We start from the raw sequence: 15,886 nt of genomic DNA on the forward strand, positions 1-15,886 counted from the left end.
AAAGATCCTCCAGGAATTATGGAGGATCTTTTTTATTTTCTGAGAAAAGGGTTAAATGCCTTCTGCCATATCATATACCCTTTTTTGTTCATATGGAGTTTGTCCTCAAGAAAGATATCGGTCATGGGACTTCCATCCTTAAGAATCATTTTCGAATAAACGTCAATAAAAGCAGTGTTCGTCTTTTTCTTCAGGAATTTTTCGATCATTTCATTTCCACGTCGAAATTCAGCCAGATATTTTGATCTGGAGGGGCTTGGTTTCATGGAAACATATACAATTTCTGTTTTAGGCAGCTTTGTTCTGATCATATTGAATAACCTTGAAAAACGGTAAAAAACAGTATCTGCAGTTATATTTATACCTGATGGGAAATCATTTTCTCCACAATAAATCAAAACCTGTGAAGGCTGATACGGATAAATTATCTCAGGTGCAAAGCGAATTACATCCGGTAAGCTTGATCCACCAAATCCGCGGTTTATTATGGTATGACCCGGAAAATAACTTTGAACGTCTTTCCAGTTTGTGAAAGAGGAACTACCTACCAATAGAATTGCTCCTTTAGGCGGAAAGTTTATGCTATCCTGCTTCCTGAAAGCATCTATTGAACTTTGAAATGGGATTTTCTGCTGAGAAAAGACATTGGTACAGATACCCTGAAACAGGAATATTGTGAGTATGAATAACTTCATTTTTTTCATACAGCAATATATACTCTTCCTGAATTAATTCAAAGGCTGATAATTGATTATATCTCCCGGTTCACATCCCAGGCTTCAAGATAATCTGCCACTCTTCTAACAAACGACCCGCCCAGTGAGCCATCAACTACACGGTGATCATAAGATAATGAAAGAAACATCATATGTCTGATCGCTATCACATCACCAAACTCAGTCTCAATAACAGCTGGTTTTTTCTTAATCGCACCTACAGCCAGAATTGCTGCCTGAGGTTGATTAATAATCGGGGTACCCATCACATTTCCGAATGTTCCAACATTTGTTAAGGTAAAGGTTCCACCCTGAGTTTCATCAGGTTTTAATTTAGCTTGACGAGCCCTTGATGCAAGATCATTTACAGCTTTAGTTAATCCAAATAAATTAAGCTGATCAGCATTTTTAATTACAGGAACAATCAAATTGCCACTGGGCAACGCTGCAGCCATTCCGATATTAATATCCCTTTTCTTTATGATTTGAGTTCCGCTTACTGAAATATTAATCATTGGCAGATCTTTAATTGCTTTTGCCACTGCCTCAATAAAAATCGGAGTAAAAGTTATCTTCTCTCCTTCCCGCTTTTCAAAACTGCTTTTCACCCGATCACGCCATGCAACAAGATTAGTAACATCGGCCTCCACAAATGAAGTTACATGCGGAGAAGTTTGTTTGCTCATCACCATATGATCGGCAATAAGTCTCCTCATTCGATCCATTTCAATGATTTCGTCACCACCTGATACTGAACTCACCGGGGCAGATGAAGTAACAGTTGATGGCCTTGACTGCTGTGTAATCGCAGGTTCAGGAGCCATCGCAGGCTTAGCGGCTGCAACAACATGACCCGAACTTTGTCTGTTCTTTAAATATTCAGTAATATCCTGTTTTGTAACACGGCCTTCTGAACCCGAACCCTGAATTGTATTAAGCTCGGCCAGGCTAATCCCCTCCTCCGCTGCCATACTCTTTACAAGCGGAGAGTAAAAACGACTTGCACCACTAAAATCTGCTTTATCTGACCTTACCGGCTGAGCAATTGTTGCGGTTTGAACCGGCTGAGTACTGATAAGCTGTTCGGCAATAACCGGCTGTTGTATATCCTGAACAGGCTCTGCCTTAGATTCCATAATCTGAGAAGAAGCATCAGTCTCAATTGTAGCAATAACAGCACCTACCTGAACTATATCATCTTCCTTAAAAAAGGTTTTAATTAGCTTACCCGCAACTGGTGAAGGAACCTCTGAGTCAACTTTATCTGTGGCTATTTCAAGTACAGATTCATCAATTTCAATCATATCCCCCGGTTGCTTCACCCACTTTATGATAGTAGCTTCAGCAACACTTTCACCCATTTTAGGCAGAACTAATTCATATAAAGCCATATTCGAATATTTTAAAAGAATTGGTTAAGTATTGGCAAAATTAAACTTTTTCGCTTAAGCCTGTTCTTCTTTGAGTAATTTAAAAAGTAAGGTAAGTGCACTGATTGCTGCTCTTTCTATGTTCTGCGCTCTTTTATTACCGAAACTAAATCTTTTACTGATTGTTTTTGTTTTGCCGGCAACTGCTATCCAGACTGTTCCAACGGGTTTTTCTTCACTGCCTCCACCCGGGCCTGCAATACCGCTAACAGACAAGGAATAATCTGAATTGTAGTTCTTCTTTGCACCATCAGCCATTTCAATCACAGTTTGTTCACTTACTGCACCATAATTGATTAATGTTTGGTCAGAAACTCCGAGCATACTGATTTTTAAATCATTGGAATAGGACACAGCTCCACCTTTAAATACCTTGCTGCTACCGGCATGCTGAGTGAGTAAATGAGAGATATAACCTCCTGTACAACTTTCGGCTGCAGATAAACTTAATCCTTTTGACTCCATAAAATCCAGAATAGCCTTTTCGAGAGCTATATCAATTTCAGCAATTACGAATTCAGCAATTAGCCGGATTATCCTTTTAGCGTAATCATTGATCTCATTTTTCAATAGTTCAGAATCAGATCCGGTACCGCTTAGGCGCAGGCGAACCATTCCCAGTTTCGGAAGATAGGCAAGTTTGATATGTTGAGGCAATGAGTCTTCAACTGATTCTATACGCTCGGCCAGCATTGACTCACCAATACCGGCGGTCAGAATGGTATGATGATAAATTTTGGGTAAACTAAAGGTCTCCTGCAATTTAGGAATTACGAGGTCTTCCATTAAATACATCATTTCAAAAGGCACTCCGGGCATGGAAACATAAACCTTGCCTTCATGACTGATCCACATTCCGGGGGCTGTACCATTAGTATTAACAAGGGTAATACAATTATCAAGAACCTCTGCCTGTTTAATATTGATATCAAGTAATGGAGCTTTATACCTGGAAAATATTCTTTTTACAACCTCGAGCTGATCATAATCGGTTCTGAAACCACAGCCAAAATATCCGGCAAGTGTTTTTTTGGTAATATCATCTTTTGTAGGTCCTAAACCTCCGGTGATCAGAATAATTTCTGCTCTTTGGGCAGCCTGATCCAGGGCATCAAGTATATGCTGACGGTCGTCAGATACAGAACTGATCTGTTTTACCCTGATACCGGCAAGATTAAGCTTTTGAGCCATCCAGGCAGAGTTGGTATCTACTATCTGCCCAATCAGTATCTCATCTCCTATTGTAATAATTTCAGCTATCATGTCAGAAGTTGTTATAAAAATCGCGTCTCTTGCTTAGTTTCAGATCCTGTAATATTGAGGCTTTAACCCTCAGATCAACACTGTAAAATTTGTAAGTACCTAACGGCGACCAGCGAAAAGAAAGATCCCAGCAATGCAGATCACGGTAAATTGAAAACTGAGTCAGACTGAGCTTGTTCAACTGAAAATCATATCCTGAGGTATACTGAACTTTCCATTTAGGTGTCACATTAAAATCCCCGAAGAAATTCAGGGTATTTGATATACTGCTCTGAAGTCCATTTGTTGAGTAATTAAAACTATAAGCTGCACTAACATTCCAGGGAATATTAAAATCCACAAAAGCATTGGGATCACGGCTGATCGCATTCAATTCTGCCTGCTGTTCTCTCGACAGTCCCTGCTTTAGGCCGTCTATTTCTTTCAGATTTTCATTTCTTTTCTGGGCAGATTTTGAATTAAGACTAAAATCAGTAGAGAGTCCGAAATTGGTCAGCCTGGCCAGTTTACCTGATTCAATTGTATATTTGTTGATCCTGTTTCCATCGGCATCGATTTTATAAGGATCCAGGGTGCCATAAAAATTGACACCAATCTTCTCCTTAAAAAATGCTGTTCTTCCTGAAAAGCCAATGGTCGACAACTTAAAATATTCAGCCGCAAAATTATAATTACCACTAAAAGAAAGACTTTGCAGGATAGGTATATTCACTGAGTTCTTGCTTGAATCTGCCGTTGATCTTACTTTAGCTTCAACATTATTATCAACACTGAAACCGATGCCTGCAACTCTTCCGGCAGAAGGAGCAGAAAAAACAGTATTACCATAAATGGAATAGCGGTCACCTAATCTGGAGGTATCTCCCTGAATATTGCGGAAGTACCCATACTTGCTTGAGCCAAAATCAGGTCTGTAATTAAAATTCACAGTGGGGGTCATTACATGCCTTATTGCCATCAAATTCCCCTTTTTGAAATTGAATTTACCATAAAGCTTGGTAGCTAATCCTGAGCTCATATTGTAATCGTATGCTCTGCTGAATCCCTGAATAGTATCAGTTACCATATCAAAACCCGATGCAACCGGATTAAGCCGTTTTCTGAAGGTTTGTAAAAACCATTTTTCACTGTATTGTATCCCTGAAGTGAGTTGAAAATATTTCAAAACATTAAATGAAAGACTGATCGGGATATCATGCTGAATACCATTTTTGAAATCTTTCAATGACTCCTTTCTGAATAATTTATATTCTTTGGTATCAATTGAATTTCTACCCTGCATACTGTAACCAAGACTTAAGCGCTGATACCATTTTTGCTCTCCAGTTCGATCTTTAGAATCAAAAGGATTAATCGTAGTCATATTCAAGCTAAAATTTGGAAGTTCCAGATATACAGACTGTTGCTGAATATCCTGCCGATGAGAAAGACTGGAAGAAAAATTGAATAGTCCATTAGCGAATACCTTCCCGTAACTAATACTTGAGGAAAGGGTATTTCTTGTCATTTCTATCGGATTATAAGTACCAGCAGCTGCGGAATTGGAAAAATAAGACCCTGTTCCGGCATTTACAGAAGCGCTGAATGTGGTTCCGGGGTTTGCAAGAGGGCTTTGTGTGTGACTCCAGGTCAGGTTGAAATCCTTATTTGGAGTTTTATAGGATGAAGTGCCCTCAACTCCATTTTTGGTTGAAGCAAATCTGAAATTAAGATTACCGTCGTATTTATAATTTTTTCTGTACCTGGCAGATGTACCTAATTCATAAGAACCTTTAGAGTACAGGGTACCACGGGTAGAAAGATCCCAGTAATCATTCAAACCAAGATAATAACCCAGATCCCGCATAAAAAATCCCCTCGTATCTTCACCAAAGGTTGGAAATAAAAGTCCGCCTGATCTTCTGTTAGGCTTTGGGAAGAATCCAAATGGCACCCCAAGCGGCAAAGGAATATCCTCGATAACAAGAAAAGCAGGACCTGTGATAATTTGCTTGTCGGTAGCAATTCCGCGGGTTATATGTATCCCGAAGTGAGGGTGAGGAAGGTTACAGGTACTGTAGATACCCTTTTTAAAAAATCCCTCATCATACTCATTTTTCTTGAACTGATTAGCCTGAAGAAAACCACCTTCAACATCGGTAAACACCCCGTATGATTTGCCCTTTTTGGTTTTATAGTTAAAAAACAGTGAATCAGTTGTCAGGGGTGGTTCAGATCCCTGAGTTAAAAGTGGTTTCCCATTATACTTTTTGGTTTTAGGGTCTGTTAAACCACTCGCGAACATGCTGTTGTTCTTTTGATCAAGTCTGATATAGTCGGCTTCAAGTTCGAAATCTTCATACTTAACCTTAGCCTTTCCATACAAAAAGACTATATTGTTAGGCATATCGGCAATGATAGAATCCTCAGCTGAATAAGTAACTTTAGAGTTCAGAGAAGCTGATTTATTTATTTTCTTTGTTACAGTATCTGTTTTTACAGTATCTGAACGCAATCTTACACCAGATGAAGCGTTATCAGGACGTAGACGCGGCTGTTGAGCATTAGAGGGAATAACAGAACCCAATACAAGGTAGCCTACTACAGAAAAATAGATAAAAATGGGCCTAATAAATTTCAAATTCGATGATGAATACTATTTTTGCAATGTTAGATAATAATATGCCCTCAAAATTAATGAAAAATATACCATTGATCAGACACAAATACGTATTACTAACTGTCTTATTACTATCCTGTTCCCTTTCTTTTGCTAAGTCGCTGAATGATACACCCTATAAAATCAAAACAATTGTTGTAGATGCCGGTCACGGAGGCACTGACGGTGCTACCAGAGGTATATTTTCCAAAGAAAAAGATATAGCATTACAGGTCGCTCTTCGTTTAGGCAAAGCTATTGAAGAAAATGTCAAAGATGTTAAAGTAGTTTATACCCGATCTACAGATATTTTCATTCCATTGTATGAACGTATTGGCTTAGCAAATCGTATTAAAGCTGATCTTTTTATTTCGATACACTGTAATTCAATGCCAATTAAGAAAGTGATCAGCGGATATAGAAAAGATAGTCGCGGAAGAAGAGTTCCAATTTATAAAACTGTTCAAAGTACTTCCACAAAAGGAACCGAAACTTTTGTGTCGGGTTTTGGACGATTAGATGAGCAGGATGTTGTTATGCGGGAGAATGAATCTATTCTACTGGAAAAGGACTACAAGAATAATTATGAAGGTTATGATCCTAAAGATCCTGAAAGTATAATTCTCTTATCTTTAATGAAAAATGCATTCAGAGAGCAAAGTATTAAACTGGCATCCTATATGCAGGAAGAATATGTGCAGAGTGGCAGAATTGACAGAGGGGTTAAAGAACAAAGTCTGGCTGTGCTGGCAAAGGCCGGCATGCCTGCGGTTCTGACAGAAATTGGTTTTGTGTCAAATCCCGAAGAAGAAGAATATCTGAATTCTGAGCTGGGTCAGAATGAAATAGTAAGCAATCTTCTGAAAGCGATTCAAACCTATAAAAAGCAGGCAGAGTTGGAATAAACTCAGTCATACACAATAATACAAGCTTCATATTATTTTCCTGATGTAATTATCCGGAAATGAAATAAATGAAATTAATGAAAATAACGAATGAAACTAAAGTCGGTGCATTAGCCGCAGTAGCAATTGCAGTACTTATTGTAGGCTACAGTTACTTAAAAGGTAACGACGTATTTTCAAGAGAAAATGAGTTTTATGCTAAATATGATCGTGTTGACGGACTTACTGCATCCAAACCTGTACTTGTAAACGGATATCAGATTGGTCGTGTTTCGCAGCTTACCTTACTCCCTAACGGGCAGATCCTGGTTCAGTTTAAAGTCCGTCCTGAGTTTTCAATTCCTAAAAATACTGTCGCGAAACTTGAAAGTACTGATCTTTTGGGTGGCAAGGCGATAGTCTTTCAATTGGGAACCGGAAGTGACTATGCAATAAATGGTGATACTTTAAATGCCAACGTTCAGAAAGATCTGATGCAGCAGGTAGAACCTGTTCAGAAGAAGGCTGAACAAATTATTGCACGTATGGATTCAATACTTTCATCTGTTAACAGTACACTGAATCCTGAATTCCAGAGAAATTTTGACAGAAGCTTTGCCAGCATTGCAAGGACACTTGAAAATCTGGAAAAAACAAGTAAAACGGTTGATGGTTTAGTCAGCGGACAAAGCTCTAAAATATCCGGTATCATGAGTAATCTTGAATCAATTACTGCCAATTTTAAAAACAATAATGAAAAAATTTCTGCCATCATGAATAATCTTGAAAAGGTTTCAGATGATGTGGCCAGAGCAAATTTTGCCCAGACAATCAATGAGGCAAACAAAGCCGTAGCAGATCTTCAAACCATTGTATCAAAAATCAATTCAGGAACCGGAACACTGGGCCAGCTGATCAATGATGAACGTATGTATAACAATCTGAATAATGCGGCCGGCAATCTTGACAAGTTGATGATTGATCTGAAAGCAAATCCTAAACGATATGTGAGCTTCTCAGTATTTGGTGGTAAGAAAGAATAGATCAGATTTCGAAAGTCTTACCCTCTATTGCCAGTTGTGTATCAGAGAAAACAGTCTTTGCTTCTTCAAGTAATGGTTGTAAGTCTTTATATCTCGCTGAAAAGTGACCTATAAGCAATTTTTTTACATTGGCTTTTTGTGCTATTTCACCGGCCTGTAATGCCGTTGTATGGAAAGTCTCCTCTGCTCTGCTGAGCATATCATGCATAAAGGTTGATTCATGATACAGCATATCTGCATTTTCAATGTTTGACAAATATTTCCAGCTGCAAACAGTATCAGAACAATAAGCATATACCTTAGGCTTGTCTGCTTCAATAGTTAAATCTTCTGCCTGATGAACCTTTCCGTTTTTATCTGTGAAATTATACCCCTTTTTAATTAATGGAATCATTTCTGTTGGAATAGAAAGCTCCTCAATTTTAGACTTAATAATCTTTCTGAGTCTTTGCTTTTCAGTAAACTTAAAACCAGTACAGGGAATACGGTGATCAAGTGGAAATGATTCTACAATCACATCATAACTTTGAAAAATTTTTTCAGGCCCGTCAGATCTTGTAGCCCGGAAATTGATTGGATATTTTAATTCAGTTTGAGAATGTTTGAACTGAATATTCATTATTTCTGTCAGCTCTGATGGACCAAAAATATCCATTGGCTTAGTGCGGCCATTTAAATGAAGGGAGGATAATAAACCGACTAATCCAAGATAATGATCGCCATGAAGATGGCTGATAAATATCTGATCTATTCTGTTGGCTTTCAGCCCAAAATGCAATAATTGATTCTGCGTAGCTTCGCCGCAATCAATCAGTATATACTTCTCATTAATATTTAGAAGCTGAGCGGATGGATTTCTGTTAAATACCGGAGTTGAAGAGCTGCTACCTAAAATAGTGACTTCAAATTTCATCTGTTTTGATTAAGACTGATTAATTCGGATCCCTTTTCAATTCTTTCTCAATCTCTTCCATGAAAATCAGATCTACCGCTTCGTCTACACTGGCCACAATATTCAAAATATTCTCTAACTGAGATATCGCAATCAGTCTGTTAATATTATCGTTTATTCCGGTCAGAATAAACATACCATCAGAGTTCTTACATATTCTGTGACCAACTAAAAGACTACTCAAACCCGATGAATCAGAATATTTCACATTGGAAAGGTCCAGAATTATATTTCGTTGCCCTTCAGAATTACTCAATATCAACTCAGATTTCAATTGTGGAGAAATCAAACTATTAAGCTTGTCCTCATCAAGTTTAATCAGAACATACTTTTCGTGCTTATCTACTGTAAATTTCATTATTCTTTTAATTTTAATAAACAATCACTATTTGGCTGACATAATCATGAAAGTCTTTTAAGAGCTTCAATTATATTATTTTCAACTCTTTTTAAAGCATCAGAATGATCGTGTTTAATAAACTTATCTCCGGTGATATGTTCATATAGTTCAATGTAACGCTCTGAAATCGATTTTACAAATTCTGGTGTCATTTCAGGAACTACCTGATCCTCTTTACCCTGAAAACCGTTATCAATAAGCCATTTACGAACAAATTCTTTGGATAATTGCTTTTGCGGCTCGTCCTTAGCCTGGCGCTCCTCATAACCTTCCTTATAAAAATAACGGGAAGAATCAGGAGTATGAATTTCATCAATCAGCGTGATACGGCCATTAGCCTTACCAAACTCATACTTGGTATCTACCAAAATCAATCCCAGATCTGCCACCATCTCTGTTCCTCTCTGATATAATGCTTTGGTATATTTCTCAAGCAAAATATAATCTTCTTCAGATACTATATTTCTACTGATGATCTCTTCTCTGGAAATGTCCTCATCGTGCCCTATAGCAGCTTTAGTTGTTGGAGTAATGATTGGCTCAGGAAGCTTATCATTTTCTTTTAGTCCCTCAGGAAGTGTAACCCCGCAGACGGAGCGTCTTCCTGCCTGATATTCACGCCATGCATGGCCTGCAAGATAACCTCTGATAACCATTTCAACCTTAAAGGGTTCGCAAATCTTTCCAATAGTTACATTCGGATCAGGAACATCAAGTACCCAGTTCGGAACAATATCAAGTGTAGCCTGCAGAAATTTTGCAGCAATTTGATTCAGTACCTGGCCTTTAAAGGGAATAGGCTCTGGCAAAACAACGTCAAACGCTGAGATACGGTCTGTTACAACCATAACCAGAAATTTATCTTCTATAGTATAAACATCACGGACTTTGCCTTTGTAAAAATGACTCTGACCCGGCAAATTGAAGTGTGTTTCTTTTATTGCGCTCATGTAAATGGCTATTTTATTTTTGTGTAAAAATCTGAAAAATATCCCTAATCTGAGAATATTTATTACTGGATATCGCCGTAAGCTCTCAGAATATTTTTAACCAGTTTATGCCTTACCACATCATCTCCATTCAGGTAAATGATATCAATTCCCTTGATCTCACCCAAAATCCGAAGTGCTGTATGTAAACCGGATTGCTGCTTTTTAGGAAGATCTATCTGAGTAACATCACCGGTAACTATAAATTTTGCAGAAGGCCCCATTCTGGTCAGGAACATTTTTAGCTGCATATCTGTAGCATTCTGTGCTTCATCCAGAATTACAAAACAATTATCTAAGGTTCTTCCCCTCATAAAGGCAAGAGGTGCAATCTCTATTGTTCTGTTTTCAAGAAATACTTTTAGTTTTTCAGCAGGAATCATATCATCTAATGCATCATACAGAGGACGCAGATAGGGATCAATCTTCTCCTTAAGATCACCTGGTAAAAACCCAAGATTTTCTCCTGCTTCAACTGCAGGTCTGGTTAAGATAATTCTCTTTATCTCCTTGTTTTTCAAGGCTCTGACTGCTAAAGCAACAGCCGTATATGTTTTACCAGTACCTGCCGGGCCGATAGCAAAAATGATATCATTATTGCTGATACTGTCAACCATTTTTCTCTGATTAGCAGTTCTGGCCTTCACAACAATCCCGTTGGGGCCAAAGACAATTGGTTCTCCACCTCCGCTGCTTTTACCGGCCACACTATCTTCTGCAGTTTTAACCTGAACAGATGTACCCAGAATATGCCCGAGATCATTGGTATTCAATGATTGAAATTTATCGATATGATCGATAATCTCCTGAAATTTAATTTGAAACTGTTTCAGTTCATTCTCATCACCCAGCACTTTGACCTCACTTCCCCTCGCTACAATTTTTATTTTGGGGAAATGCTTTTTAATTACCTCAAAATATTCATTGTTAGAACCCCATAATACTATAGGATTTACATTATCAATTGTTAGGATCAGTTCGTTCAAGTTATGGTTATTTTTAAGACAGGGCTGTTTATTTGAGATTAAAATTCAATATTTGTAGCACTATTATCTATCGCAAGGATAACAATAAATATTCACATTTTAAATGGCAATAATTACTTTAACAACCGATTTGGGGCATAAAGATTTTTATCAGGCTGCCTTAAAAGGCAGCATCCTGAGCCAGCTTGCGACAGCTAATATTGTGGATATAAGTCATGAAATTTCTGCATTTAATATCCCACAGGCAGCATTTATTTTAAAAAACTCATTCCATTATTTCCCAAAAGGTACTGTACATCTGATCGGGATTGATTCAGTTTTTAACGAAAATACCAAATATCTTGCTTTGAAATATCGCGATCATTATTTCGTAGGCTCTGATAATGGAATTTTCTCTTTGCTTTTTGATGAAAAACCAAGCGAGATCGTTGAGCTTAATATTATGCAGGATCTTAAATTTCTGCATTTCCCGCTTTCAGATATTTTTCCTAAAGCTGTAAGTCACCTTGCAAAGGGAGGAAAATTAAGCGAGATCGGTATTCCTGTGTCTGGAATAGAAGAGAAAATGACCCTGCAGCCTGTCATTGAGCGTGATATGATTCGGGGAAGTGTTATTTACATTGATATATTTCAAAATATCATCACAAATATTACCAAGGAAATATTTACAAAGGTTCAGAAAAACAGGGACTTTACCCTTCATTTTAAACGTAATGAAACAATCAAGCAGCTTAGCTGGCATTATAATGAGGTACCGGAAGGTGAAAAACTTTGTCTTTTTGGTATCAGCAATCACCTGGAGATTGCCATTAACAAAGGAAATGCCAGTGGCCTGCTTGGGCTGAACCTCAATGACATCGTAAGAATTGAATTCAAATCATGATCACCCGAATTGTGAAAATGAGTTTTAAGCCAGAATGTGCTGAAACTTTCAGAGAAATTTTTGATGGATCCCAAAAAATGATCAGTGAATTTGAGGGATGTTTAAAACTGGATCTTTTCAGGGATTTGAGCGATGACTCTATTTATTTTACGATAAGTTTGTGGAGTACTGAAAATGACCTGAATAATTACCGGGATTCTTATCTCTTCAAAAGTACCTGGTCTAAAGTAAAACCTCTTTTTTCAAAAAGGGCTGAGGCATGGAGCCTTGTAAATGCTGATTAATCAATTGTTCTTTTTAATAAAATTACGATGATCTGATAAGTAAAACTTAAAAGATGATCAATTTAAGCTATTTTTGATCCCGCTATTGAACTAGCAAAATTACTTTTAAGAAAGAATGGCACGTGCTCGATTAAACAGCGGTAACGCTCAGGCTGAAGAACTTCCGAAAGCTAAAATCAATAAAGACAGTATAAAACAGGTAATGAGGTTATTAAAGTACCTCAGACCATACCGGACCAAATTTTTCCTCGGATTTGCATGTCTTATTCTATCCAGTGCAAGTACCTTTCTGTTTCCTCTGTTACTGGGTCGTTTGATTGGGAATGGTGTTCAGGCAGGTCAGAGCACAAAAATGGTTCCGAATGAGATTCTTGATGTATTCCCTACAGAAATCAATTCGGTTGCATTAATCTTGATGGCGGTACTGTTTATTCAATCAGTATTTTCATTTTTCAGAATTAACCTGTTCGTAGAAGTAGCAGAAAAGGGTCTTGCAGATATACGAAGAGACACTTATCATAAACTCATTACCTTACCTATGAACTTCTTTTCACAAAGACGCGTAGGTGAATTAAACAGCCGTTTATCTGCTGACCTTTCACAGATACAGGATGCAATTACTACCACATTGGCAGAGATGATCAGGCAAATCATCACTTTCACAGGTGGTATTATTTTTCTGGTGCTGGTATCAGGTAAATTAACATTAATGCTGCTTGCTGTTTTACCTGTTCTTGTTACAGTTGGAGTAATATTTGGAAGGTTTATAAGAAAACTAAGCAGACAGGCTCAGGATAAACTGGCCGAGTCGAACACTATAGTTGAAGAAACTTTGCATGGAATTTCAAATGTAAAAGCTTTTGTAAATGAATCATTTGAGGTTAACAGATATAATAAAAGCATCCGGGAAGTGGTAAATATAGCCATGCGTGGCGCCAAATTCCGGGGTGTATTTGCCTCATTTATTATCTTCTGCTTGTTTGGGGCCATTGTTTCTGTAGTATGGTATGGTTCCCACCTGGTTCAAAACGGTGAAATCAGTTTATCAAGCATGGTCACCTTTATTCTGCTTTCAACGTTTGTAGGGGCGGCAATGGGCAGCTTTCCTGAATTATATGCCACCATGCAGAAAGCAGTTGGTGCCAGTGAACGGGTTCTGGAAATTCTTGCTGAAGTGAATGAGCCTATCTTCATGGATGAAGAAAAAAATGCCATCAGCAGGAAAATTGAGGGTAATCTTGAATTCAAAGATGTCAAATTCGCCTATCCCTCAAGAAAGGAAATTACTGTTCTTAATGGAGTATCCTTTAAGGCAGGGAAAGGTGAAAAAGTGGCAATTATTGGTCCAAGTGGTGCCGGCAAGTCAACCATTGCAGGTCTGATACTTCGTTTCTATGATGCTCAGGATGGTTCAATATTGTTTGATGGAAGTGCATCAGACAATTACTCTTTAACAGATATCAGAAAACAAGTTGCAATCGTTCCTCAGGATGTGTTATTATTTGGAGGGACGATCAGAGAGAATATAGCTTACGGCAGACTAAACGCAAGTGAAGAAGATATTATTACAGCTGCAAAAAGGGCTAATGCCCACGATTTTATTTGTGGTTTTCCTGAATCATACGACACCATGGTTGGTGAACGCGGAATAAAACTATCAGGAGGACAACGTCAGAGAATTGCTATCGCAAGGGCACTTCTGAAAGACCCCGCAATTCTTATCCTTGATGAAGCAACATCTTCACTGGATTCAGAATCTGAAAGACTTGTACAGGAAGCTCTTGAAGAACTGATGAAGAACAGAACTTCCATCATTATTGCTCATCGTCTTTCAACCATCCGCGAAGCTGATAAGATTGTTGTACTCGAAAAAGGTAAAGTTGTTGAAAGTGGTAATCATTCAGAATTGATGAATAATGAAGAAGGATTGTATCGTTACCTTAGCCAGCTGCAACTGGAAAGTCAGGAAACAAAAACAGAATAAATCAGAATTCCAAAGACATAGATCCGTTCGTATTTAGCTTATGAAACTCACAGTTTGGGGTGCTGCACAACAGGTTACAGGAAGCATGCATCTGTTGGAAACAGACAATTACAGCATTCTGATTGATTGCGGTCTGGATTATGAACGTGATACCTGGCAGGAGGAGAATGAACAATTTCCGTTTAATCCATCCGATATTGATCTGGTCATACTTACACATGCTCATATTGACCATTCAGGCAATTTACCCACGCTTATTCGCTTTGGATTTGAGGGGCAGATTTTATGTACCCCTCCTACTGCCGACCTGGCAGAATTGCTCTTGCTTGATTCGGTTAATATCTTTCTGAATAAACAAAGAAGACGCCGTAAGGGAAAAAGAGGAACCGAATCGGGTCCGAAACCTTTATACCTGCAGAAACATGTTATGGAAACGGTTGACCGCTTTGTAACCATCGCTTTCAATAAAGAGTTCAGAATTAACGGCGAAATCAGTCTGAAATTTATTCCCGTAGGCCATTTACTTGGCGCTGCCGCTGTTGTGCTCACCGTTGAAGAACACAGCATTCAAAAAACCATCGCTTTCAGCGGAGATATCGGCCGCATGAATTATCCTGTACTCAAAGATCCGGAAATACTACCTCAGGTTGATTATCTGGTTTGTGAATCAACTTATGGGGGGAGATTGCATCAGAGCAAACAGAGTATTGATGAACTTCTGGCAGAAACAATAGAAGAAACCTGTATAAAATCGCCGGGAAGGTTAATTATTCCCGCATTCAGTATTGGCCGTACACAGGCATTGGTCTATTCATTAAACAAACTATTCAGCAAAGGTTTGGTCCCTCGTGTAAAAGTATTTGTAGATAGTCCGCTTGCCTCCTATGCCACTGATATTTTCAGAAAACACCATCATCTCTTAAACGACGAAGCTCAGGAGTTTTACAGGAAATCGGGTGATGAATTTGAATTTGAAAATCTGGATTATGTAGAGGATATGAATGCCAGTAAAGCCATATCCAATTACTTTGAGCCTTGTATTATTATTTCTTCAGCCGGAATGCTGGAAGGAGGCCGGATTCAGGATCATCTTTATTATAACATTTCCAATTATTACTGCACTATACTTTTTATTGGTTATTGTGCCAAAGGAACACTTGGTCATCGTTTACTTAGGGGCGATCCGATAATTACTTTAAGACACCGGGAACTATCTGTATTCGCTACAATTAAGCAAACTGATCTTTTTAGTGGCCACGGCGACCATAAAGACCTGCTGAACTTTGTTAAACAGCAGGATCAAAACAAGCTTCGCAAGGTTTTTCTGGTTCACGGAGAAAGCAATTCTTTGCAAGCACTTCATGAAGCATTGAATAATGAAAATTATAATGTTGAAATTGCAAAGAAGGGATTTTGTTATCAGCTGGATTAATT

General features: G+C 38.2%; 14 protein-coding genes. 6 read left to right on the forward strand and 8 right to left on the reverse strand.

Annotated elements, in window-relative coordinates:
• Positions 1-32 precede the first annotated feature (32 nt).
• From P2W72_RS10900 to P2W72_RS10915, 4 genes are read right to left on the reverse strand one after another with little or no spacing between them, the layout of a single operon-like run.
• Positions 33-704, reverse strand: coding sequence for a GDSL-type esterase/lipase family protein (locus P2W72_RS10900; RefSeq protein WP_276362139.1), 672 nt, complete (start codon positions 702-704; stop codon positions 33-35).
• 47 nt (positions 705-751) lie between these two features.
• Positions 752-2,107 carry a dihydrolipoamide acetyltransferase family protein gene (locus P2W72_RS10905; RefSeq protein ID WP_276362141.1) on the reverse strand — a complete coding sequence of 452 codons (1,356 nt, stop codon included), beginning with the start codon at positions 2,105-2,107 and terminating at the stop codon, positions 752-754.
• 54 nt (positions 2,108-2,161) lie between these two features.
• Positions 2,162-3,409, reverse strand: a complete 1,248-nt coding sequence (locus tag P2W72_RS10910; protein ID WP_276362144.1) for a competence/damage-inducible protein A — start codon at positions 3,407-3,409, stop codon at positions 2,162-2,164.
• A gap of 1 nt (position 3,410) precedes the next feature.
• Entirely contained in the window at positions 3,411-6,029 is a 2,619-nt protein-coding gene (locus P2W72_RS10915; RefSeq protein ID WP_276362146.1) for a putative LPS assembly protein LptD, read from the reverse strand.
• Positions 6,030-6,085: 56 nt separating this feature from the next.
• Between P2W72_RS10915 and P2W72_RS10920 the strand changes: the two genes are divergently transcribed.
• Entirely contained in the window at positions 6,086-6,952 is an 867-nt protein-coding gene (locus P2W72_RS10920) for an N-acetylmuramoyl-L-alanine amidase (RefSeq protein WP_276362149.1), read from the forward strand.
• A gap of 77 nt (positions 6,953-7,029) precedes the next feature.
• Positions 7,030-7,974, forward strand: coding sequence for an MlaD family protein (locus P2W72_RS10925; RefSeq protein ID WP_276362151.1), 945 nt, complete (start codon positions 7,030-7,032; stop codon positions 7,972-7,974).
• A 1-nt stretch (position 7,975) separates the two neighbouring features.
• Here the strand turns inward: P2W72_RS10925 and P2W72_RS10930 are convergent, their stop codons facing one another.
• The 4 genes from P2W72_RS10930 to P2W72_RS10945 form a co-directional block, all read right to left on the reverse strand.
• The gene (locus tag P2W72_RS10930) at positions 7,976-8,887 is read right to left on the reverse strand and encodes a ribonuclease Z (protein WP_276362153.1); all 912 of its coding nucleotides are present in this window, start codon (positions 8,885-8,887) and stop codon (positions 7,976-7,978) included.
• A gap of 19 nt (positions 8,888-8,906) precedes the next feature.
• Positions 8,907-9,284 carry an STAS domain-containing protein gene (locus P2W72_RS10935; RefSeq protein ID WP_276362155.1) on the reverse strand — a complete coding sequence of 126 codons (378 nt, stop codon included), beginning with the start codon at positions 9,282-9,284 and terminating at the stop codon, positions 8,907-8,909.
• A gap of 44 nt (positions 9,285-9,328) precedes the next feature.
• Entirely contained in the window at positions 9,329-10,276 is a 948-nt protein-coding gene (locus P2W72_RS10940; RefSeq protein ID WP_276362158.1) for a phosphoribosylaminoimidazolesuccinocarboxamide synthase, read from the reverse strand.
• 62 nt (positions 10,277-10,338) lie between these two features.
• Positions 10,339-11,301: a PhoH family protein gene (locus P2W72_RS10945; RefSeq protein ID WP_276362160.1), complete on the reverse strand. Its 963-nt coding sequence runs from the start codon at positions 11,299-11,301 to the stop codon at positions 10,339-10,341.
• 103 nt (positions 11,302-11,404) lie between these two features.
• On the opposite strand from P2W72_RS10945, the gene P2W72_RS10950 reads away from it, so the two are divergent.
• From P2W72_RS10950 to P2W72_RS10965, 4 genes are all read left to right on the forward strand, one after another.
• Positions 11,405-12,184: an SAM-dependent chlorinase/fluorinase gene (locus tag P2W72_RS10950; protein ID WP_276362162.1), complete on the forward strand. Its 780-nt coding sequence runs from the start codon at positions 11,405-11,407 to the stop codon at positions 12,182-12,184.
• A 17-nt stretch (positions 12,185-12,201) separates the two neighbouring features.
• The gene (locus P2W72_RS10955; RefSeq protein ID WP_276362163.1) at positions 12,202-12,468 is read left to right on the forward strand and encodes an antibiotic biosynthesis monooxygenase family protein; all 267 of its coding nucleotides are present in this window, start codon (positions 12,202-12,204) and stop codon (positions 12,466-12,468) included.
• 115 nt (positions 12,469-12,583) lie between these two features.
• Positions 12,584-14,452 (forward strand): ABC transporter transmembrane domain-containing protein, encoded by a 1,869-nt coding sequence (locus P2W72_RS10960; protein WP_276362164.1) that lies wholly within the window; start codon positions 12,584-12,586, stop codon positions 14,450-14,452.
• A 40-nt stretch (positions 14,453-14,492) separates the two neighbouring features.
• On the forward strand, positions 14,493-15,884 hold the full coding sequence (locus tag P2W72_RS10965) for an MBL fold metallo-hydrolase (protein ID WP_276362165.1): 1,392 nt from the start codon (positions 14,493-14,495) through the stop codon (positions 15,882-15,884).
• Positions 15,885-15,886: the final 2 nt, after the last annotated feature.

This window comes from Daejeonella sp. H1SJ63 (assembly GCF_029360775.1).
Taxonomy (GTDB): domain Bacteria; phylum Bacteroidota; class Bacteroidia; order Sphingobacteriales; family Sphingobacteriaceae; genus Daejeonella.